This window comes from Gemmatimonadota bacterium (genome assembly GCA_016712265.1).
In the GTDB taxonomy this organism is placed as follows: Bacteria; Gemmatimonadota; Gemmatimonadetes; order Gemmatimonadales; family Gemmatimonadaceae; genus RBC101.
In genome coordinates this window covers 20,721-41,694 of sequence record JADJRJ010000028.1, presented here as the reverse complement: position 1 = coordinate 41,694, position 20,974 = coordinate 20,721, and the positions used below count along the sequence as shown (strand labels likewise).

Here is a 20,974-nt window from a genome sequence, read left to right as displayed (position 1 = left end):
TTGGCGAGCGTCAGGCGCGCTGTTGGGCGACGTTACCACCACGGGTCATGCCCGGCCAGAGGTGGTGCGCGTTCATCCATCGGTGCAGGCGATAGCGCCGCTGCCGACTGGCGAGCCACGAGGTCACCACTTCCCCCACCCTTCCGAGGGCGCCGATCTCCTCGAAGGTGTGGCCCGCGTGGCGGATGGTGCGCCACGTGACCGACCCTCCGAGCTGCCCGGCACAGCCGCGGGTGCGCTGCAGGGTCTCCGTGTCGGCAGCTCCAACGACGAGCAGCGATGGCGCACGGACGTGGGTGAGCGATGCTGCGGCCAGGTCGATGCGCCCGCCGCGCGCCACCACCCCCGCGATGTCATGCGGCATGACGGCGGCCACCCCCATCGCCGCGGCAGCGCCGGTACTCGCCCCAAACAACACGGTGCGTCCGTACCCGGTGACGCGTGTGACACGGCACCAGCGGGTCGCGGCGAGGAGTCGCCCCGTGATCCTTTCGATGTCGAATCGCATGTCGCCGTCGTCGTCGGCTTGGCGTTCGCGGTCCAGGAGCAGGTCGACGCGCAGCGTGGCCCATCCAGCGAGCCTCAGGCGCGCCGCGAGGTAGCGATTGCGATAGCTCCCTCGACTGCTCCCACCCCCGTGCGCGAAGATCACGAGCCCCTGTGCGCCACGTGGTGCACCGAGGTCGCCAATCATGGCGTCACCCGCTTCCCCCGTGGGGATGGTGACCGGCTGCTCCACCTCGTTGGCACTTGGCTCGACGTCATGGGTTCGAACCAACGGCGAACGACCAAGGAGGGCGCGCACCGCCGCGTCGTCCACCGGCGAGAAGTCGCGGTACCAATCGGAGACCGTGCCGAACGGTTCGGGAGTGGCGAGGGCAACGACCTCATCGAACGTGGGACACACGGCCTGCAGTCCCTCTTTGGATGCAACGGGAGTCGCGGCCACCAATCGCCGTGGTCGGTGGCGTCGCAGCGCGCGGCCAGCGGCCACAAGCGTCGCGCCACTCGCCAGCCCATCGTCCACGACGATCACCGTGCGACCCGCGAGGTTGCGAAGCGGCTGGCCATCGCGATACTGATCGACGCGCCGCGCGACCTCGCGGCGTTCGCGAGCCGTGGTCAGACCCACCACCGCACGCGGGAGTCCAATGAAATCGTGGACGCCGTCCAGGACGGGCTGGTGGTCGCCTTCAGCGATCGCGCCAAAAGCGACCTCCTCGATCCCCGGTACGCCGAGCTTGCGGGCGACAACGGTGTCCAGTGGTGCGTTGAGGGCCCTCGCAATCGGCGCCGCGACCGCAACGCCGCCTCGCGCCATGCCCAGGACTACCGCGTCCGCGCCCCAAGCACTGCGCAGGAGCCGGCTGGCGAGAGCAACGCCAGCGGCATGCCGATCCTGAAACAGGGGCTCGATCGACACGCCGGGCACGCCGCTCTAGTTCGCGGCGAGTCTTTTCGAGACTTCCGGCACCTTCGTCGCGGCCTCGAGGTTCCGCTTGGCGATCGCCGCGCGATTTGCGGCCTCGCGATCTACCGGTCCGGTGGCGCTGGAACAACCCGTGAGCGTAAGCGCTGCAGCAACGACGGCAAAGACGGCCTTCATGGTGTCCTCCGAAAGGGAGTGTGAATGCACCGGCCGCCCTCGGCCGGTCACTGGGTAAGCGGAACCGGCCTCCCAAACCCGACAGCTCTCGCGACGGCCAGCCAATCCGGGCACACCGCGAGAACCCGGACCGGTCAGATCGAGATGCAGGTGTACACACAACCCCTGATGAGGCCGTCCTTCGGGGAACACCAGCCCTGCACCAGGAAGCAGATGTGAGTGGCGTCCACCTTGACCGGCGGGCACGACGGGCACGGTGTCGGCGTCGGTCCCTTGGAGATGAGGGCCGCGGTTCCGTCGCCCTGGGCAGGACGGGACGAAGACACCGAGAGATCGGATCGCCCGGTGCGTCCCTGCCATTCCACGATATCCTGCGTGATCTCTTCGAGCTCGCGGCGTTGTTCGGCGTTGATCTGGCCCGTGGCAACGACGCTCGCCTGGAGCGCCATCGTGCGCTGGACGAGCTGCTCGCGCTCGGCGTCGCCGCTGACGATGGCCGACGTCTGGTCAGAGCAACCTGCGAGCGAAAGGGCAAAGGCTCCCACGGCGAATACCACAGAGTGCCAACGCATCGGATCCATCCTCGGGAAAGTGAGAAGTGCCCGAGGGTGCCCCGGGCTCGCCGGGACCGTTCCACGCATCCCGTGCTGGGATGGCAAGCGGAAGGGGCGGTCGATTCCCGACACGCCCCCTCTCGATACGTCCCTGGCGGGCCATGGCAGCCCGCTCACCAGTTCTATTGCACGAAGATCGTCAGCACCGCGCGCCGTTCGACTCCGTTGGACACGCCGCGATACACGATCAGGTGCGGCCCGGGCGCGATGTTCGGGCTCGCGTAGATCTGCACGTTCACACTGGAGAAGCCCGCCGGCACACTCGGCGTGAAGTCCACCACATAGTTGCCCGGTGTGTCGGTGATCGCCGAGAGTGTGATCGGGCCATTGAAGCCGTTGTAATTGTTGATCAACAGCACGGCCGGCACGAACTGCCCGCGTGGCACCGTCAGTTCCTTCGCCTGAGGCACCAGCGCGAAATCAGGGGTGGTGGACGCCACCACTATGACCTGCATCGCCGCCGTCCGGATGAGGCTTCCCCCCGACGCGATGATGGAGACGAGGTGTGTGCCGGGGATCCCACCGATCACCTGCAAGGTGGTGGTGTCTCCTCGTGTCGTCGTCGGACCGACCCAGGCGTTCCCACCGAGCGGGATGGAGTTGATCCCGACCTGGATCTGCACGCCCACAAACCCGCCGGTCCGGGAGATGGTCACGGGGATCAACGCCGTTTCGCCGGTGCGGATGGTGATCGTCGGCGGCAGCTGCAACGTAAAGTTGGATGTCGGGGCCGTCACGGTGAGGGACAGCGGAGCAGTCGCCGTGAGGGCGCCGGCCACACCACGCACCGTGAGCGCGTAGGTGCCCGGGACCACCGCGGCACCGACGGACAGGACGAGCGGCGTGGCGGCCGTCGGCGACACCGGGGGGAGAAAGGCTGCCGTGACACCGGCCGGCAACCCCTGCAGATCCAGGGTCGGGTTCCCGGCGCCATTGGCTCGTGTGATGGTGACCGCCGCCTGACCTGTGGCCCCCTGGGCGACCGTCAGCGCGGTGGGCGCAACCGAGAGCGCGAGCGAAGGTGGCGGCGGCGCCGCGGTCACTGTGAGTGTGGCGGTGGCTTGTCGGCTGATGGTGCCGGCAACGCCGGTTACTGTCAGCGTGTAGGTACCAGGTGGCGTGGTCGCCAGTGTCGTGATCGCGAGCCGCGTGGTGTCGTTGGCGGCGGCGGGGGTAAACGCACCGGCGGCACCGGCCGGAAGCCCGGTGACTCCCATCGTGGCCAGCCCGATCCCGGGCGCGGTGCGGGCGATCGACACGAGGTACGATCCACCCTGCCCCTGCTCCACACTCAACCCGGCAGGCTGCAGCGAGAGGGCGATGTCCGGCGGGGGAAGGTTCTGCGTGATCCGCAGCGTGAACTGGCGCTGGATCGTGGTGGCGCCGTAGGTCGCCGTCAACTGCACCAGATAGAGGCCGGGGTTGGCGTTAGGCGGGCTCGCCAGGGTGAACGGGACCACACTGGTGGTCGCCCTTGACGGGAGCGTCACGACCCAGCCCGCCGGGAGGCCGGTGATCGCCAGGCTGACCGGATCGGTAAAACCCGGCACACGATCCATGGTGGCCGTGCCGGTGAATCGCGACCCCGCCGTGTCGGTGAACGTGCCACTGACGCCCAGCGTGAACGGCGGAATCACTTCGGTGGTGATCGTCAACGTATCGGCGGCGTTCCGGAGCGAGGCGACGACCTGGAGCAACGCCCGACTGGTCGGCGTCGCGGTCGACAAGGCGGAGACCTGCAGGGACGTCGTCCCTCCCGGAACCAGGGACGTCGTACCCAGCTTGGCGGTGATGTCGCCGTTGGGCTGGAGCAGTTGCAGGGTATGCGCCGTGGGTTCGCTGCTGGTGAGGGACAGCGTGATGATCCCCGACGTGGTGGGCGCCACGCGCACGGCAAGGCTGTCGGCGGTCAACCGGAGCCCGGTCACGAGCGCTTCGCTTTCGCTTTCGCCGCAGAGCGTGGCCACGTCGCAACAGCCGGTGAGGAAGGCGCCGAGCAGCGCAACGGGGAATAGCGTGTGACGTCGTCGCATGGATACCACTCAGGTGAGGGCTGCTTAACGAACGACGCGTGAGCCAAACCGCGCGCCAAGGAACAGGACCCGCGACGCGCGCGGGGCCGGGAGCATCATGTCATCGAACTGCCGCTCGGTCGCGACCAGCAGCTCCGTTCCGCGCTGGGCGCCGGGCAACTGCACGCCGGCTTCCAGTCGGTAGTTGGTGCGCCAGGACGTCGACGGCTCGCGGAACAGCACGGTCGCCTGCCAACCCTGCGCGACGACCGGACGACCCGCGCCGGGTCCTGCTGGCCTGTCACCCGTCCGGAGACGGACCACACCCCGCGGGCATCCTGCCACCGCGGGGTGCGACGACTGGCCGGCGTGCGTCGATCGCCGGTTCCCGTCAGCCACTCGGCGCTGCTCCCGAGGTCCACCCGGAGCCCCGCGCGCACGATCGGACGATGCTGCACATGCAGCTGCGAGCCCGAGACCACGACGATCCGCTGCGATCCGAGGACGTCAACCGAGTCCGGAAGGGCGCCGACATCGATATCGTGCCGGCATCGCAGGAACAGCCCGCCGCTCCACTGCCAGCGATCGTTACCGAACCCGGCCAGGGTGAGCTGTTCCGTCCACACCGCCCCACGCGGGTCGAACCCGATGGCATTGGCCGGCGTCGCGACCATCTCATGACCCAGCTCCAGGTGTAACGCGAGGTTCCGTGGGAGGCGCACCAGCGGAAGGTCTGCACCGAGCTTGTAGGTCCATGCGACTTCCGTTGCCGCGGACGTGGGCGCGTGCAGGAGTTCCGCCCAGAAGGCCCCGTGCGCCATCTGAGTGGAGTCGCGCCAACTGCGTGGCACGGCGCGGTCCACCGCCAGCTGCGCGCCGAGTGAGCCGGCGGCGCAGAGGAGGAGGACGCTTGGAAACAGGAGACGCGCGAGTGCGCGGGAAGCCATGGAGACCAGCCGGGAACGAAAACGGGTTCCCATGGCTGTACGACGTCATTCGGCCAGCGTCTCACTCGGTGGTGTGGCGCGGCGCCATCCCGGGCGCTCCCAGCCGTTGTGGCGCATCGCAGTTGGGGCCGACGGATTCCATGGCCCCCCATTCAGGTCCGCCGGGATCCAGCCCCCCAGGCTACGCCCCGGCCGCTGCCCGCTCCTCCCACCAGGAGAGCCGGACCTGCACCACTGTGGCCACGAGGTTCAGGCACCCCATCAGGACAAACAAGGCCTGGAACGACACGAAGTTCGCGATCAGCCCCCCGATCGCGATCGCGACCCCGGAGACGAACTGCGTGTGCCCGCTCGCGATCCCCCAGGCGAAGGTGTCGTCACGCTCCGAAAGCTGCGAGGCGAAATACGCGTCCCACGACGGCGTCGACACCGCCTCGGCGATCCCCAACCCGATCTGCACGAACAACAAGTCCGTCGTGTCGCGCACGAGGAGATAGGCGAAGGTGAAGATCGTGTTCAGCGCATACCCGACCGCGATCATCCGGAACTTCCAGCGCGACCGATTGAGCAACTTGCCGACCACCGGATAGGCCAGGCCGCTGACGATGAGGTAGGTGGCCCACGCGGCCGTGATGTCGAGCACATCCCCGCCGATCTGCTCGGAAAAGACGGCGAACAGGGGGCCGAGCAATCCTTCGCTGAAATACCAGAGACTGGACGCGACCAGCAGCAACTTCAGGGGCGATGGCATTGATGCTTCCTCCTGTCGCCAAGAAGGGCCATTTTATGAGGATATGGAAGACCTCGAACGTCACTTCGCGCCGTTTCGCGCCAACACTGTCGGGAACGACCTGACGTTCGTGACCCCCTACGGTGAGCAGCGGCTCGTCTATGCCGACTGGACCGCCAGCGGCCGGCTCTATCGCCCCATCGAGGACACGCTCATCGGCCAGTTTGGCCCGTTTGTCGGCAACACCCACAGTGAGTCCTCGGTTACCGGTACGGCGATGACGCTCGCGTATCACGAGGCCCACGCGCGGCTCAAGCGCCACGTGAACGCGGGACCTGATGACCTGGTCATCACGAGCGGCTCGGGCATGACGGGCGTGGTCAACAAGCTGCAACGCATCCTTGGGCTCAAGACCCCCGAGGGCTTGCGTCGATACGTTGACCTGCCGTCGTCCGAGCGCCCGGTGGTGTTCGTCACGCACCTGGAACACCACTCCAACCACACCTCGTGGTACGAGACCCTAGCCGATGTGGTGGTCGTTCCACCGAACGCTGACGGCGTGGTCAGCCTCGACGCGCTCGAGGAGCAGCTGCACACGTATCGGGACCGTCCGGTCAAGATCGGCGCCTTCAGTGCCTGCTCCAACGTCACCGGCGTCTTCACACCCTACCACGAGATGGCGAAGCGGATGCGCCGAGCCGGGGGCATCTCGGTCATCGACTTTGCCGCCTCGGCGCCGTATGTGCCAATCGACATGCATCCCGCCGACGATCCGGAGACCGCGCTCGACGTGGTGCTCTTCTCGCCGCACAAGTTCCTTGGCGGACCAGGAGCGTCCGGGGTGATGGTCTTTAGTCGCGCGTTGTATCACAACACCGTGCCTGACGAGGCGGGGGGCGGTACCGTGGCGTGGACCAACCCGTGGGGACAGTACGCCTTCGTCGAGGACGTCGAGGCACGCGAGGATGCCGGCACACCGGGGTTCCTCCAGGCCATCAAGGCTGCACTGGCCGTCTCCCTCAAGGACGCGATGACCACCGCGGCGATGCTGCAGCGCGAGGAAGCAATCGTGCCGTACGTCATGGACCGCCTGGGTGCGATCCCCGGGGTCCATGTGCTCGCTCCCGCCGTGCGCCATCGGCTCGCCATGGTCTCCTTCTGGACGGAAGGATTGCATTACAACCTCGTCGTACGACTGCTCAACGATCGATTTGGCGTCCAGGCGAGGGGCGGCTGTTCCTGCGCGGGCACCTACGGACACTACCTGCTGCACGTGGATCCCGCGCGCTCCCGGGCCATCACCGACCGGATCGATCGCGGGGACCTGTCGGAGAAGCCGGGGTGGGTGCGACTGTCGTTTCACCCGAGTACGACCATGGCCGACATCACCCACGCGATGGACGCCGTCGAAGCGGTCAGGCGTCATGGGGCGACCTGGGCTGCGGACTACGAGTACTCGTCCCGCACCAACGAGTATTCGCATCGCCTCGGAGACGCCGTGCTCAAGCAGCGGGTGTCCGGCTGGTTTGCGGGCGCGTTGGGTTGAGGGTGTGATTGTCCTGGACGGCGGGCTCGCGACCGAACTCGATGCCCGCGGCTTCAACCTCGCGGACGCCCTCTGGTCGGCCCGGCTCCTCGCCGACGCCCCAGAGGCGATCGAGGCGGTGCACCTCGACTACTTCGAGGCCGGCGCCGACATCGCCATCACGGCGAGCTACCAGGCGAGCTATGAGGGCTTCGCCGCGCGCGGCCTCTCACATGACGAGACCAATCGCCTTTTGCAGCGCTCGGTCGCCCTGGCACGCGCCGCGCGCGACAGTTTTCATGCGCGTCACCCGGGTTCCACGCGCCGGCTCATGGTCGCCGCCTCCATCGGCCCGTACGGCGCCACCCTCCACGATGGATCGGAGTACCGCGGCGACTACACGCTGGACGAAGGCGCCCTCGCCGACTTTCACCGCCCGCGCCTCACCACGCTGCTCGCTGCTGCACCGGACCTCCTCGCCTGCGAAACGATTCCTTCCCTGAAGGAAGCCCGCGCGATCGTGCGTGTCCTGCATGAGCACCCGGCCTCTCGGGCGTGGGTAACCTTCACCTGTCGCGACGGCGCGCACACCTCAGCCGGTGATCCGATCGTCGACTGCGCGCGCCAACTCGACGCCGAACCGCAGGTGGTGGCGATCGGGATCAACTGCGTGGACCCCGCGCTCGTGACCTCCCTCGTGCGCACCATCGCCACGGGTACGGACAAACCCATCGTCGTCTACCCCAACTCCGGTGAGGTGTGGAACGCCGGCGCCCAATGCTGGGAAGGTACAGCGACCCGCTTCACCACGTACCTCGACGAGTGGCTCGACGCCGGCGCGTCGTGGCTCGGCGGCTGCTGCCGTACCACCCCCGCCGACATCCGCCGGGTCCGCGAGGTCGTCGACGCTCGTGCTCCCGCATCGGTGCCACGAGCATGAACCCGCTGCACATCGAAACCCCGCTGGTCGCGTCGCGCGCGTTAAGCCATGCTGCCGGCCGCCCCACCTGGCTCAAGCTGGAGGCCGTGCAGCCACCGGGCTCCTACAAGCTTCGCGGGATCGGCCACGCCTGCCAGGCGTACGCCCGACGCGGCGCGCGACGTTTCATCTCCTCCTCGGGTGGCAACGCCGGCATTGCTGTCGCCTACTCCGGGCGCCAGCTCGGCATTCCCGTGTTGGTCATCGTCCCGGAAAGCACCAGCGATACCGCGAAAGGGCTGATCCTGCAGGAAGGCGCCGAGGTGCGCGTGCATGGTGCGTCGTGGCACGAGGCGAACGTACTGGCGCAGTCGATGGTCTCCGCCTCCGATGCGTTCATTCATCCGTTCGACGACCCGCTCCTTTGGCAGGGCCACTCCACCATGGTGGACGAGATCGTGCGCGCCGGCGTGCGACCCGGGGTGATCATCTTGTCCGTTGGTGGCGGCGGCTTGCTCTGCGGTGTCATTCAGGGATTGCACCGGCATGGCTGGACCGACGTTCCCGTGGTTGCCGTCGAGACCGTCGGTGCCGACTCGCTCGCCCAGTCTGTTGCCGCCGGTGAACGCATCAAGCTGGCGCGCATCACCAGCATCGCGACCACGCTCGGCGCATTGCAGGTGTGCGAGCAGGCGTTCAGCTACACGCAGCAGCACCCGGTGACCAGCCTTGTGGTGTCGGACCAGGCCGCCGTGCGCGCGTGCCAGCGCTTCATCACAGACCACCGTATCGTCACCGAGCCAGCCTGTGGGGCGTCGCTGGCCGTGCTCTACGACCGGGCGCCGGAAATGCCGCGCTACGAGTCCGCGTTGGTGATCGTGTGCGGTGGCGCCGGGGTGAGTGTGCAGCAGCTGCAGCGGTGGTCCGACGAGCTGTAGTGGTCTCCGGGCCGTTCTCAACGACCCTACGTGCTGGGGCGCAACGCACAGGCTAGATGAGGGACGGGCTGCGCCGCACGAGGTCGCGCCTGCGGCGGCATTGCGACTGATCATGGGCGAGGACGTGGTCATCCGCCCACCTTGCGACGCAATTCCTCGAAGAAGTCGTCACTGTGCGGGCAGGGTTCACCCTCGCCGTCGCGCCTTGACGTGCACCCATATCGCCGATATGGTAAACCATATGAAGACCACGCTTAACATCGACGACTCGGTGATGGTGCGCCTCAAGCGCGAAGCCGCGCGCACCGGGCGCACGATGTCGGAACTTGTCGAAACGGCGCTCCGCGACCTGCTCCGGTCTCGCCCCGAACGCACGGAACTGCCGCCGCTGCCGACGTTCAACAGCGGTGGCGCGCTGGTGGACATCGCAGATCGGGATGCGCTGTATCGTGCGATGGAAGGTCGATAGGTGTTCGTCGTGGACACCAACGTGCTCGTGTACGCATCGGACGAGCACGCGCCGGAACACACGCGATGTCGCGCGCTGATCGAGCAATGGCGCGCGGGGCGCGGCGCGTGGTTTCTGACGTGGGGGATCTGCTACGAGTTCCTGCGGGTGGTCACGCACCCGCGCGTGCTCCGGAAGCCATGGGAGTCTCGCGCCGCGGCGGAGTTCCTGCGAGCGCTGACGGCCGCACCGAGCGTGTCCATGTTGGTGCCTGGTGACCGGCATGGCGAGATCCTGAGCGATCTGGCCGCCACGATCCCGGCGCTGACGGGCAATCTCTGGCACGATGCGGAGACCGCCGTGCTCATGCGCGAGCATGGTATCCGGCGCATTTGCACGCGCGACACGGATTTCCACCGGTTTTCCTTCCTTGAGGTTGTGGACCCCCTCGTGGCCGATCCCTAGGGGAGGTCGATCGGATCCGACCAGCGCACCGCCGCCCGGCCCGGCCGCTACCGCATCGAGCGCGAGCTTGGGCATGGCGGGACGGTCCGACTCGGGGAGCAGTCAACAAGGACCACTCGGGATCAGGCAACCCCGCCCGGATGAGCTCAGGGAGGGCAGTCCTGGTGATCACGCCCGTGGAACACCATGAACATCGGTCATCACGTGCAGGATTTTCATGGTATTCCGGCGTGCGGCTACACCTTCGCCAGGTCGAACGGCAGCTTCCGGATCCGCGTCCCCGTGAGGTCGTAGATCGCGTTGGTGAGCGCGGGAGTCAAACCGGGAAGTCCCGGCTCACCCACCCCACCAGCCGCCTCTCCGTTGTCCATGATGTGGACCTCGATGGGCGGGATGTCGCGCAACCGCGGCAGCGGATATGTGTCGAAGTTCTTCTTGGTCGCACTGCCGGCCGCAAACGCGACCTCGTGCGTCGTCGCCGCGCCTAACGCCATGACGATGCTCCCCTCCACCTGTTGGCGGATCACGTCGGGGTTCACCGCCACGCCGCAGTCGATCACCGTCCACACCTTCTCGATGCGGATCGCGTTCCTCGCCTTCGACACCTTCACCACGTGGGCCGCCCACGAACTGAAGCAGTAGGTGAGCGACATCCCGAAGCCCTCACCGGCCTTGCGCTGCTTCCACCCGCTCACCGCCTCCAGCTTGTCGGCCAGGGCATGTAGGCGCGGCGAATCGAAGTGCTGCCGGCGGAACGCGATCGGGTCCATCTTCGCGGCCCGCGCCATCTCGTCGAGGAAGCTCTCGTACGCAAACCCATTGGTCGACGAGTACACCGAACGCCACCACATCACCGGCACCGGTGCGACCAACGGGATGTCGCCAAACCGGTAGTTCGGGATCGTCTCGAGATACGTCTCGGGAAGTCCCTCGGTCACGTTGTCGTTCGGTTTCTTCGGCGTGTCGCCCGGCTCCTGCTCCATCAGGTTCTGCGCGGCCATGGTTGCCTCGATGGCCGAAATCTTCCCGTCCTTGAGGGCGCCACGCAGGTGGTACATCGCTCCTGGGCGGAACGGACCCACGCTCAGGTCGTCCTCCCGGCTCCACACCACCTGCACCGGCGCCTTCACGGCGCGCGACACGAGCGCTGCTTCCAGCGGAAAGTCGGTGAACGCCTTCCGGCCAAAGCCGCCGCCGAGGAAGGTCATGTTCACCTTCACCTTGTCCATCGGGAGCTTGAGCGCACCGGCGAGGTGCCCGCGGTTCCAGTCCGGCGCCTGCACCGGTCCCCAGATTTCCGCCGACGTGTCGGTCACGTGCGCCGTGCAGTTGATCGGCTCCATGCAGGCATGCGCCTGGTAGGGCGTCTCGTAGGTCGCGTCCACTGCCGGGGTCGTGCCTAACGCTGCGGCGACATCCCCCTTGGTCTTGGCGCTCAACGGCGCCCCCGCGAGCGAGCTCTTCATCGCCGCCGTCAGTGACGCGCTGCTCACCTCCGGGATCCCCGTATCGTCCCATTCCACGATCAGCGCGCGGCGCCCCTTCATGGCGGCCCAGGTGCTCGTCGCCACGACGGCCACCCCTTCGCGCATCTTGCCGAAGATGTCGCGCTCGGTCTTCACCACGTGCTTGACCCCTGGCACCGCCAACGCCTTCGTCGCGTCGAAGCGCTTCACCTTGCCGACAAAGCGCGGCGAGCGCTCCACCACGGCGTACAACATCCCCGGAAGGCGCACGTCGATCCCGAACTTGGCCGAGCCGTTCACCTTGAGCGGGGTGTCTTGCCGGGGGATCGGCTTCCCGATCACCGTCCAGTCCTTCCGGTCCTTGAGCGGCACGTCCTTGTTGGGCACCAGCTTCGCCGCGTCCTCGACGAGGGCCCCGTACGCCAGCGTGCGACCGCTGGCGGCATGCGTCACCTGGCCTAACCGCGCCTTGCAGCTATCGGGGGCCACGTTCCACCTCGCCGCAGCGGCCCGGACGAGCATGTCCCGCGCGGTCGCGCCCGTCTTGAGCAACTGCGTGATCCCGCCACGCACGGTCGAACTCCCGCCGGTCATCTGGCTGCCGTACTTCTGCGGGTCCCCGTCGGCCACCGCAATGGCAATCGCGGCAATATCGACCTCCAGCTCCTCGGCGAGGATCTGCGGAACGACGGAATACGCCCCCTGCCCCATCTCGGCGCGATGGGTCACGAGGGTCACCTTCCCCATCGTATCGATGGACACGAAGGCATTGAGCTGCACGCCGGCCGCAGCTGCCGCGTCGGGCGTCATGACCCCGGTGGCCGCTGCCGCGAGTCCTTCCGCGCGGGCGAGGCGTGGAACGACGAAGCCGAGGACGAGGGCGGTCCCGCCGGTTGTAATGAAGGCGCGGCGAGACGGAGGCGTCGGGGTGGCGCTGCTGGCCTCAGGCGGCACGGTAGTGTTTGTCGCGGCCACGGCTTCGTCCATTGGAGTCCGGATCTTCGTGCTCATGGCGCCTCCGAAGCAGTGAGGCGGCGAGCTGCCGCGTGGATCGCTGCACGCATGCGCGGATACGTCCCGCAGCGGCAGAGATTCGTGATGGCCGTGTCGATCTCGGCGTCCGTCGGGTTCGGCGTGCGAGCGAGCAGCGTCGTCGCCGCCATCAGGAAGCCGCTCTGGCAATAGCCGCACTGCGGGACGGAGTGCTCGATCCACGCCTCCTGCAGCGCCTTGCCCCGCGCCTCCTGCTCCAACGCCTCGATCGTCGTGATCTTGGCCGTGGTCGCTACCGCCTGCAGCTCCTGGCGACAACTGCGCACTGCGCGGCCGTCGACATGGACCGTGCAGGCGCCGCAGCGGGCGATCCCGCAGCCGAACTTGGTGCCGGTAAGCCCGATGTGGTCACGCAATACCCAGAGGAGGGGCGTGTCCGGATCCGCATCGACCTCGTGCGTCCGTCCGTTGACGGTGAGCTTGGTTTTCATGACGGCGTGGAGTGGGTGGCGAGCTACTCCGTACTCTACCGGTGGGTCGGGGCGACGACCAGACCGTCTTTCCGATGAGTCCATGGCGCTCCGGGTGCCGAGAGCCGACCACGACCAATGGCGTAAATCGAACGTCTGGCGTTACATTTACGACATGATTGGTCGCGACTTGCACGAGCGCACGAGGGCGCGACTCGCAGCCACCCCCGCCGTGGTCCTGCTCGGCCCCCGGCAGGTCGGAAAGACGACCCTGGCCAAGGCGCTCGCCGCCGAGCGTGGCGACCGTGCCCTGTACCTCGACCTGGAGCGCGAAGCGGACCGAAGACGCCTCGACACCGCGGACACGTACCTCCGCGCCCAAGCCGGAAAGCTCGTCATCCTCGATGAAGTCCACCGCATGCCCGGGTTGTTCGAGACCCTGCGGGGCATCATTGACGACCGGCGCGCGGCCGGCGACAAGGCGGGCCACTTTCTCCTCCTCGGATCGGCGTCACTCGAACTTCAACACCAGGCAGGCGAGTCGCTGGCTGGACGCGCGACGTACCTGGAGCTGACGCCGATCCTCAACACGGAACTGCCGCCGGAAGGACCGGCCACGGACCTCCTCTGGGTTCGCGGAGGATTTCCGGAGAGTTTGTTGGCGGGCGACGCTGCGGAGAGCCTTCAGTGGCGACTCGATTTCGTGCGCAGTTATCTCGAGCGTGATGTCCCGATGTTTGCCCCGCGCCTGCCGGCGACGATGGTGGGACGCTTGTGGGGAATGCTCGCCCATGCACACGGGACACAGCTCAACAAGGCGCGGCTCGCGGCCAGCCTCGAGGTATCCGCACCGGCCGTCGCGCGGTACGTCGACCTCCTGGCCGACCTGCTCCTGGTGCGTCGACTCCCACCATGGAGCGGCCACATCGGCAAGCGCCTCGTGCGCGCCCCCAAGGTGTACCTGCGCGACAGCGGCGTCCTCCATGCCCTGCTGGGCCTGACAACCATCGACGACGTCCTGTCGCACCCGGTGGCCGGAGCCAGCTGGGAAGGGTTTGTGCTGGAGCAACTGATCGCCGCCGCCGGACCCCATCGCATCCCGATGTACTTTCGGACGGAGAAGGGCGCGGAGGCGGACCTCGTCCTGGAACATGGCGGGACGGTGGACGTCGTGGTCGAGATCAAGCGATCGAATGCGCCCGTCGTGTCACGCGGCTTTCGGAACGCGTGTGCCGACCTTTCGCCCCGCACCGCGTACGTCGTTCATGGCGGGGAGGCCCGGTGGCCGATGGGTGATGGGGTGACGGCGATCTCGCTGCCAGAACTGGTGCAGGACCTCAGCACTGTCTGAGCACGACGGCCAGACACCGTCAGCTCCGGCGCCGGGCCTGATGTCAGTTCTCATTAGTATTCCGGTTGCCTCCCCTTTCTTCATCCGATCGATGCGCCTTCTCTCCTCTCGCCGAATGCTCGCCACGACCCTGGCCGTCCTGTCGACGCTCGCGGCAGCCCCTGGGACGGCACAGTCGCCGCCGGCCGACAGCGCCATCCAGCGCTGGATCACCGAGCGAGTGGCGAACGGCTACGCCACCGGGATCGTGGTCGGGGTACGCGAGGGGCAGCGGGATCGCATCGTCTCCGCAGGGGGCCCCCAGCGCGACGGCCGCCCCGTCAGCGGCGAATCATTCTTCGAGATCGGCTCCATCACCAAGGTCTTCACCAACATCCTGTTGGCCGACATGGTGCTCAAGGGCGAGGTCGCGCTCGAGGACCCCGTGCAGAAGTTCCTGCCGGCCGGGGTGACGATGCCCAGCCGCAACGGCAAGGTGATCACCCTCCTCGACCTGGCCACGGCGAGCTCGGGGCTTCCGTCGGTCGGCAACAACATGACGCCGAAGGACCCCCGGAACCCGTATGCCGACTACAGCGTGCAACAGATGTACGACTTCCTGTCGGCCCACACGCTGCGGCGCGACCCGGGCGAGCGCTACGAGTACTCCAACATCGGGATGGGACTCCTTGGGCACGTGCTCGGCCTGCGCGCCGGCAAGTCCTATGAAGCGCTGCTGCGTGAGCGCGTGCTCGCGCCGTTAGGCATGACCGAGACCTTCATCGTCATGCCGGCCGACAAGGCCGCGCGCTTTGCCGTCCCGCACGACGCCGACCTGGAGGAAGCCTCCCCCTGGGACATTCCGACCATGGCCGGCGCGGGCGCGCTTCGCTCGACCACGCGCGACATGCTCAAGTTCGCCGACGCCGTCACGCATCGCGACCGCGGGCCGTTAGGCAAGGCGATCGCCTTCTCCATCGAACCACGCCGCCCAACGACGATCCCCAACATGCGCATCGCGCTCGGCTGGCACGTCCGCGAGGCCAACGGGCGTTCGATCGTCTGGCACAACGGCGGCACCGGCGGCTTTCGCACCTTCTTCGGCTTCGATCCGGCCACCGGCGCGCACTCCATGGTGTGGTCTAACACGGCCAACAGCGTGGACGACCTCGGCCTCCACCTGGTCGACGCGACGGTCCCGCTGATGCCCACGCCGGCCCGGGCCAACGTGGCCGTGCCCGCCGAGACACTGCGCGGATATGTGGGGTCGTACGCCCTCGCCCCTGGCGTCCTGATCGCCATCAGCGAGGTCGGAGGCAAGCTCTACGTCCAGCTCACCGGCCAGCCGCGATTCCGACTCTGGCCCGAATCGGCGACAAACTTCTACCTGCGGGTGGTGCCGGCGAAAGTGCGGTTTGCCGCCGACTCCACCGGTGCGATGACGCTCACGCTGGACCAGGGCGGACAGCAGCAGAAGGCCACCCGGCGCTAGGATGGTGGGAGCGCCTCAGCGCTCCCGCCCCGCCGGAATCACGGCGCGAAGGTCGCCAAGCTGCGCGTGCTGCATGCGCCGGCAACGTTCCGGTTTGACCCGAATGTCGCCTACCGGGTGGATGTGAAGGCGCGACGACTGGTCATGGACAAGGGAGAGGGTCGGCCGCCCGCGAAGTCGGGCGCAGTCACGGCACGGAAGAAGGCGTCACCATGACGTAGGAGACGCGGATGTCGCGCCGGGGTGCTACAGGCTCAACAGGTGCCTGGGCTTGGCGCCGACGACCGCTGAGGTAGGAATCGCCCCATCGAAGGTGACCAGCCGACCGCCGTACATCACCGTCAGGGGGCTACACACCGTTGGGCTCATTGCGCAGCTGGTCGATCAACTCGTTCGTGACGATGCCACCGCGGCGCGCAAACGGCTTGAGTCCATACACCGGTTTGGGTTCACGAACCACGCCAGATGTCGGCACCGTCAGTGCCTGCCGCAACAGCTCCGAGACGACCTCACCCGCCGTCTTGTTCTCCCGGCGGGCCCGCTCCTTGGCGGCCTGAAGCACGTCGTCGGCGATGTCGAGGGTGGTGCGCATGCATCAGATGATATCGCATCACGCATCAGATGTCAGCGGTCGCTGGCTGACGTGCACAGCACAGATGACGCGGTGCCACACCACGACGGTTCCCGTACGCCCTGGAACTCAAGGTCGCATTTTCCCCCTGCCTGGGGAGAAACGCGACTCATTCCGGAGCCGAGCGAACGCTATCCGCCCGCCGTGATCCTGAACGCGTGCACCACCGTACCCACCTTCCCCGCGCCCGCACTCGGCGCCCAGGCCATCGACGTCGCCACAAAGAGCACTGGCTCGTTCACCCCTCGCAACCGGCCGCGCGCCACACCAATCACCAGCTCGCCCGGCTGCGCAAAGGTCCAGCGATCGTATGCAGCCAGCGTCACCGCCTGCGTCGCGGGATCCTGCTGGAAGAAGTACGCGACCGCGCGGTCCTGCGCCGGATCACCAAAGGTGTAGCTCTGGCGCGCGTACGTGCGCGGGCCGTAGCCGAGTGTGGCGATGAAGACGATCGTGTTCCCGATGCGGACCCCGCCCCCGCCGATGCGCTCGGTGGACCAGACCCCCTTCCCATTCGCCGGCGGGATGCAGACCCAGCTTGGCCCTTCCGGACACGAGTACGCGCTGTCCCGCGGCAGCCTCGGCGACGCCAGGTCGCCGAACGATGGCGGCGTCAGTCGCCGGCGCCACACCCCGTCCGCACCTTGCACCGCGTAGCTCAATCCACCGACCGAGCCCTGGCCGGAGTCGTAGGCGCCACCTCCGATGGCCAGGAGGTCCTGGGTGCGATCCTCGTGCTTGATGAAGCCGGTGAATTCCTGCTCCGGCAGGGGCACCGCCACCTCGCGTGTGCCGCCTAACGCGTAGTCCACGGCACGGATCTCGCGGACGTTGATCTGTGTGACGGCTCGCGGGCTGGTGTTGTAGAATACCCGTCCGATCCCGGCCAGGGCGAAGCCACCGGGCGCCGGAACGACCGCCAGGTCACGCAGCGTTTGCCCGTCCATCCAGCGTGGGTAGAGCGTGGCAACCGACCAGGTGCGCGTCGGGACCACGAGCGGGTAGGCGTTCACGTCGTTGCCAGGCCCCGGCGCGCCCGGGAGTTCATACAAATGCACACCACGCTGGTGCGCATGGGCACCTCCAACGAGCGCTTGCGCGAACCCCTGGGCATCGGGGACAATGGCCAGTCCCTCGCTCGCGTAGTCCACGCCCAGGCGGTACCCGCCAATCAACTCGAACATGGCGGCGACCGTGGGGGTCGTCGCGCTTGGCCCTACCGGGGAAAGCGGCGCATCCAGGGCGACATCGCAGCCGCCAAGGGCGATGGTGGCGGCGAGGGCGTAGTGGAAGGGGAGGCGACGAGTCATGCGGGAGTGATGGAGGACACGAGGCGAAGGGTAGGACGCCCTTGGCACTCTGACTGTAGCCAGGATCACTACTGACCGCCGGGCCGCTCCCCGTCGGCGTCCATCCAGCAATGCCGCACACGCCGTCGGGTTCCGCGCGGCGCCCCTGGACGTCCTGGCGATCGCCCGCGACGTCGAGGCCCCTGACGTCTGGCCGCGCCGGATGAGCCCTTTTTCATCTGATTGCGCCTGTATCCGGACCCCGCCAATCCCGGAGCACCTCAATGCGGCCCAGCCCGATCCGTTTTAGCACCTTTGTCATGGCTTCCGTCTTGATCGCCTGCGGCGGAGGCGAAAGCGCCGCCCCCCCACCCCCCCCGCCGCCTCCACCGGTGCAGGTGGCGGTCTCACCGACCACCTCGTCGCTCGGCGCCCGGGGGGTGCAGAGCTACACGGCGACCGTCACTAACGCCACCAATACCGCCGTCACCTGGACCGCCACCGGCGGGACCATCGCCGGAACCGGCAGCACGGTCACCTGGCAGGCCCCGGCAGCAGGTGGCACCTACACCGTGACCGCCACCAGCAGCCAGGACCCGACCAAGAGTGCAAGTGCGACGGCGACCGTGACCGGGGTTTCGCTCTCCGTCTCACCAACGTCGGACACCCTGTTCCGCGGCGAGCCCGCCACCTTCACCGCGACCGTGGCCGGGACCGATTCCACCCGGATTCTCTGGTCCACGACCTGCGGCGCCGTCACCCCCGGCAGCGGCAACACCGTCGCCTACGTCGCACCGGACACCGGTCGGACCTGTACCGTCACGGTGGCGAGCGCGGCCGACTCCAGCAAGACCGCCACGGTGCAGGTCCGCGTGCGCGGCGAGCTCCTGGTACGCGCCACCGATGACGCCGATGACGGGGCGTGCAGCTGGAGCCACTGCTCCCTGCGCGAGGCGATCCAACTCGCCAATGCGCGCGCGGGGCGGGACACCATCCTCGTCCAGGGCCCGTCCGCCACCGGGACAACGGCCGACCAGATCCGACTCGGCGGTTCGCTCCCTGGCATCACCACCGAGATCTATCTGCTCGGCCGCGGGCCATCGCTCACCATCCTCGACGCCGCAGGATCCGTGGCCAATCGCCGTCGCGGACTCGACATCTCCGGCGCGATCGCAGTGACCGTGCGCGGCCTCACCGTCCGGAACGGGTCCGTCGCCAATGCCGGCGGCGGCATTCGCATCGACGCAGGGGCAACCGTCGCGCTGCAGCAGGTGATCATCGAGAACAATCGGGCTGATGCATCCAGCGGCGGTGGCCTCGTCGTGGGAGGAGCCAGCAAGGTGCGGCTCGATACCGTCGTGGTGGCCAACAACATCGCCGATGGCACGAATGTCTCCGGCGGAGGCATCGCCCTCTCGGCAGCGAGCACGCTCACCATGCTCGGCGGCGCCGTGCGCAACAACACGGTGACCAATGGCTGGGGCGGCGGCATCTACGCACTGAATGCGCCCACCGTCGCGCTCACCAACACCCTCATCGAGAACAACCAGGTCCAGGCCGGCGCCACCGGGGGTGGTGGTGTCCTGTTGCAGGCGGCGGCCTCCAACCTCACGGCCGGGCAGGGATCGGCGGCGGCGCAACTGGTCGACCAGGTCTCGATGACCGGCGTGAGCATCCGGGGCAATTCCGCCCCGACCGGTGAGGGTGGCGGCGTGCGCGTCCTGGGCAGTGTGTCCCTGGACCTCGTGAACTCGGTGATCAGCTCCAACAGCGCGCAGCTCGGCGGTGGCCTGGTGGTCGCCACCACGGGCACGGCCACGTTGAGCGGCACGCGCGTAGATAGCAACAGCACCTCAAGCACGAATGGTCGCGGGGGCATCTTCGCGTGGGGCAACGCCCGGGTCACGATGACCGGTGGCTCGATTCGCGGGAACACCGCCGGGACCTTCGGCGGCGGTGGATTCTTCGCGCAGAACTCCGCGGTCGTTGCGTTGACCAACGTGCAGGTGAGCGGCAATCGCACCTCGGGGCTCGGCGGCGGATTCGCCGCGTTTGACCAGGCATCGCTCACCATGACCAGCGTCCGGCTCGAGGACAACCAGGCGGCCCGGGGCGGCGCCGGTCATATGGCAACCAACGGCGTGCAGGTGAGCCTCACGCAGTCCACGCTGCACAACAACCTCGGCGTTTCGCAGGGCGGCGCCCTCAATGTCGACGGGGGCAACCTCACCCTCACGGAGAGCACGGTGTCGTCCAACCGCGTGACCTCAGGGCCGGGCGGAGGCGTCCTGGTCGCGTTCACCGCCACCGTGACGAGCCGGAAGAGTCGCTTCACCAAGAACCGGTCGACGGGCGCCGGGGGCGGACTCCTCTTGGTCGGTGGCGCCGTCCTCCTGGAGGAAGTGATGGTCGACAGCAACGAGACAACGGCCGGGCAGGGCGGCGGTGTGGCCGCAGTCCGGAACACCACCATCCGGTCGTCCACCGTCTTCGGTAACATCGCCGCGCTCGGCGGGGGCGGCATCGTCGCGACCAACACGCAGGGAGCCGCGTTGGTGCTCTCGAACTCCACCATCTCCCGCAACACCTCGCGGCACGCGGGGGGTGGCCTGCTTGCGATCAATAGTGCGTCGGTGGTGAACAGCACCTTCTTTGGCAACGCCGCCGACTCCACTGGGGGCGGCATTGTCAGCTGGAACGGACCGACGACCGTGACCAACACGATCGTCGCGGCCAACACGGTGGGGAGCGCCTCCGTGAATTGCGGGTTGCTGGGCACCGGCACCATGACATCTGGCGGTGGGAACCTCGCATCCGATGCTTCATGTGGCGCGTTCAGCGTCTCCACCGACCAGGTGGGCGTGGCTCCCGGCGTCGAATCGGAGCTCAAGGGGAACGGTGGCCCCACACCCACCCACGCGCTGCTCACTGGCAGCCCGGCGATCAACACGGCCGTTGCCGCCGCGTGTCCCGCGACGGACCAGCGCGGCAACGCCCGCCAGGGCCCCTGCGACAAGGGCGCCTTCGAGTTCAGCGGGACCGGCAGCGGGTCAGGATCGAACCGGCGCCCGGACTAGGGCGACGGGACGGACGGTGACG

General features: G+C 67.8%; 19 protein-coding genes. 9 read left to right on the top strand and 10 right to left on the bottom strand.

Translation table 11 applies throughout. The features are described 5' to 3' along the window. Window positions 1-10 precede the first annotated feature (10 nt). The 6 genes from IPK85_07095 to IPK85_07070 all read right to left on the bottom strand — a co-directional run bounded on the left by IPK85_07095 (window position 11) and on the right by IPK85_07070 (window position 5,930). On the bottom strand, window positions 11-1,423 hold the full coding sequence (locus tag IPK85_07095) for a phosphoribosyltransferase (GenBank protein ID MBK8247143.1): 1,413 nt from the start codon (window positions 1,421-1,423) through the stop codon (window positions 11-13). Window positions 1,424-1,438: 15 nt separating this feature from the next. After that, window positions 1,439-1,606: a hypothetical protein gene (locus IPK85_07090; GenBank protein ID MBK8247142.1), complete on the bottom strand. Its 168-nt coding sequence runs from the start codon at window positions 1,604-1,606 to the stop codon at window positions 1,439-1,441. A 134-nt stretch (window positions 1,607-1,740) separates the two neighbouring features. Beyond that, window positions 1,741-2,178 carry a hypothetical protein gene (locus tag IPK85_07085; protein ID MBK8247141.1) on the bottom strand — a complete coding sequence of 146 codons (438 nt, stop codon included), beginning with the start codon at window positions 2,176-2,178 and terminating at the stop codon, window positions 1,741-1,743. Between the two features lie 164 nt (window positions 2,179-2,342). Beyond that, a complete protein-coding gene (locus tag IPK85_07080) occupies window positions 2,343-4,253 on the bottom strand; it encodes a hypothetical protein (protein MBK8247140.1) in 1,911 nt (636 codons plus the stop codon). Window positions 4,254-4,348: 95 nt separating this feature from the next. Further along, a complete protein-coding gene (locus IPK85_07075; GenBank protein MBK8247139.1) occupies window positions 4,349-5,179 on the bottom strand; it encodes a hypothetical protein in 831 nt (276 codons plus the stop codon). A gap of 181 nt (window positions 5,180-5,360) precedes the next feature. Beyond that, the gene (locus IPK85_07070) at window positions 5,361-5,930 is read right to left on the bottom strand and encodes an MFS transporter (GenBank protein ID MBK8247138.1); all 570 of its coding nucleotides are present in this window, start codon (window positions 5,928-5,930) and stop codon (window positions 5,361-5,363) included. Between the two features lie 43 nt (window positions 5,931-5,973). Between IPK85_07070 and IPK85_07065 the strand changes: the two genes are divergently transcribed. The 5 genes from IPK85_07065 (at window position 5,974) to IPK85_07045 (ending at window position 10,204) form a co-directional block, all read left to right on the top strand. Continuing rightward, entirely contained in the window at window positions 5,974-7,455 is a 1,482-nt protein-coding gene (locus IPK85_07065) for an aminotransferase class V-fold PLP-dependent enzyme (GenBank protein ID MBK8247137.1), read from the top strand. A 4-nt stretch (window positions 7,456-7,459) separates the two neighbouring features. Next, the gene (gene mmuM, locus IPK85_07060; protein ID MBK8247136.1) at window positions 7,460-8,374 is read left to right on the top strand and encodes a homocysteine S-methyltransferase; all 915 of its coding nucleotides are present in this window, start codon (window positions 7,460-7,462) and stop codon (window positions 8,372-8,374) included. After that, window positions 8,371-9,291 (top strand): pyridoxal-phosphate dependent enzyme, encoded by a 921-nt coding sequence (locus tag IPK85_07055; protein ID MBK8247135.1) that lies wholly within the window; start codon window positions 8,371-8,373, stop codon window positions 9,289-9,291. Before mmuM ends, IPK85_07055 begins: the two co-directional genes overlap by 4 nt. A 241-nt stretch (window positions 9,292-9,532) precedes the next feature. Continuing rightward, window positions 9,533-9,760, top strand: a complete 228-nt coding sequence (locus IPK85_07050; GenBank protein MBK8247134.1) for a ribbon-helix-helix protein, CopG family — start codon at window positions 9,533-9,535, stop codon at window positions 9,758-9,760. After that, a complete protein-coding gene (locus IPK85_07045; GenBank protein ID MBK8247133.1) occupies window positions 9,761-10,204 on the top strand; it encodes a PIN domain-containing protein in 444 nt (147 codons plus the stop codon). Window positions 10,205-10,440: 236 nt separating this feature from the next. Here IPK85_07045 and IPK85_07040 read toward each other — a convergent pair whose 3' ends face one another. Both IPK85_07040 and IPK85_07035 read right to left on the bottom strand, forming a co-directional pair. Beyond that, window positions 10,441-12,657, bottom strand: a complete 2,217-nt coding sequence (locus tag IPK85_07040; protein MBK8247132.1) for a xanthine dehydrogenase family protein molybdopterin-binding subunit — start codon at window positions 12,655-12,657, stop codon at window positions 10,441-10,443. 20 nt (window positions 12,658-12,677) lie between these two features. Beyond that, on the bottom strand, window positions 12,678-13,154 hold the full coding sequence (locus IPK85_07035; protein ID MBK8247131.1) for a (2Fe-2S)-binding protein: 477 nt from the start codon (window positions 13,152-13,154) through the stop codon (window positions 12,678-12,680). 154 nt (window positions 13,155-13,308) lie between these two features. On the opposite strand from IPK85_07035, the gene IPK85_07030 reads away from it, so the two are divergent. The 3 genes from IPK85_07030 to IPK85_07020 all read left to right on the top strand — a co-directional run bounded on the left by IPK85_07030 (window position 13,309) and on the right by IPK85_07020 (window position 16,171). Continuing rightward, complete coding sequence (locus IPK85_07030; protein ID MBK8247130.1) at window positions 13,309-14,484, top strand: ATP-binding protein; 1,176 nt, start codon at window positions 13,309-13,311, stop codon at window positions 14,482-14,484. A 91-nt stretch (window positions 14,485-14,575) separates the two neighbouring features. Next, window positions 14,576-15,955, top strand: a complete 1,380-nt coding sequence (locus IPK85_07025; GenBank protein ID MBK8247129.1) for a serine hydrolase — start codon at window positions 14,576-14,578, stop codon at window positions 15,953-15,955. A gap of 66 nt (window positions 15,956-16,021) precedes the next feature. Continuing rightward, the gene (locus tag IPK85_07020) at window positions 16,022-16,171 is read left to right on the top strand and encodes a hypothetical protein (protein MBK8247128.1); all 150 of its coding nucleotides are present in this window, start codon (window positions 16,022-16,024) and stop codon (window positions 16,169-16,171) included. A 133-nt stretch (window positions 16,172-16,304) separates the two neighbouring features. Here IPK85_07020 and IPK85_07015 read toward each other — a convergent pair whose 3' ends face one another. Then, window positions 16,305-16,547 (bottom strand): antitoxin, encoded by a 243-nt coding sequence (locus IPK85_07015; GenBank protein MBK8247127.1) that lies wholly within the window; start codon window positions 16,545-16,547, stop codon window positions 16,305-16,307. A gap of 170 nt (window positions 16,548-16,717) precedes the next feature. Then, entirely contained in the window at window positions 16,718-17,896 is a 1,179-nt protein-coding gene (locus tag IPK85_07010) for a hypothetical protein (protein ID MBK8247126.1), read from the bottom strand. A gap of 299 nt (window positions 17,897-18,195) precedes the next feature. Between IPK85_07010 and IPK85_07005 the strand changes: the two genes are divergently transcribed. Next, complete coding sequence (locus tag IPK85_07005; protein MBK8247125.1) at window positions 18,196-20,952, top strand: right-handed parallel beta-helix repeat-containing protein; 2,757 nt, start codon at window positions 18,196-18,198, stop codon at window positions 20,950-20,952. The last annotated feature ends 22 nt before the right edge of the window (window positions 20,953-20,974 follow it).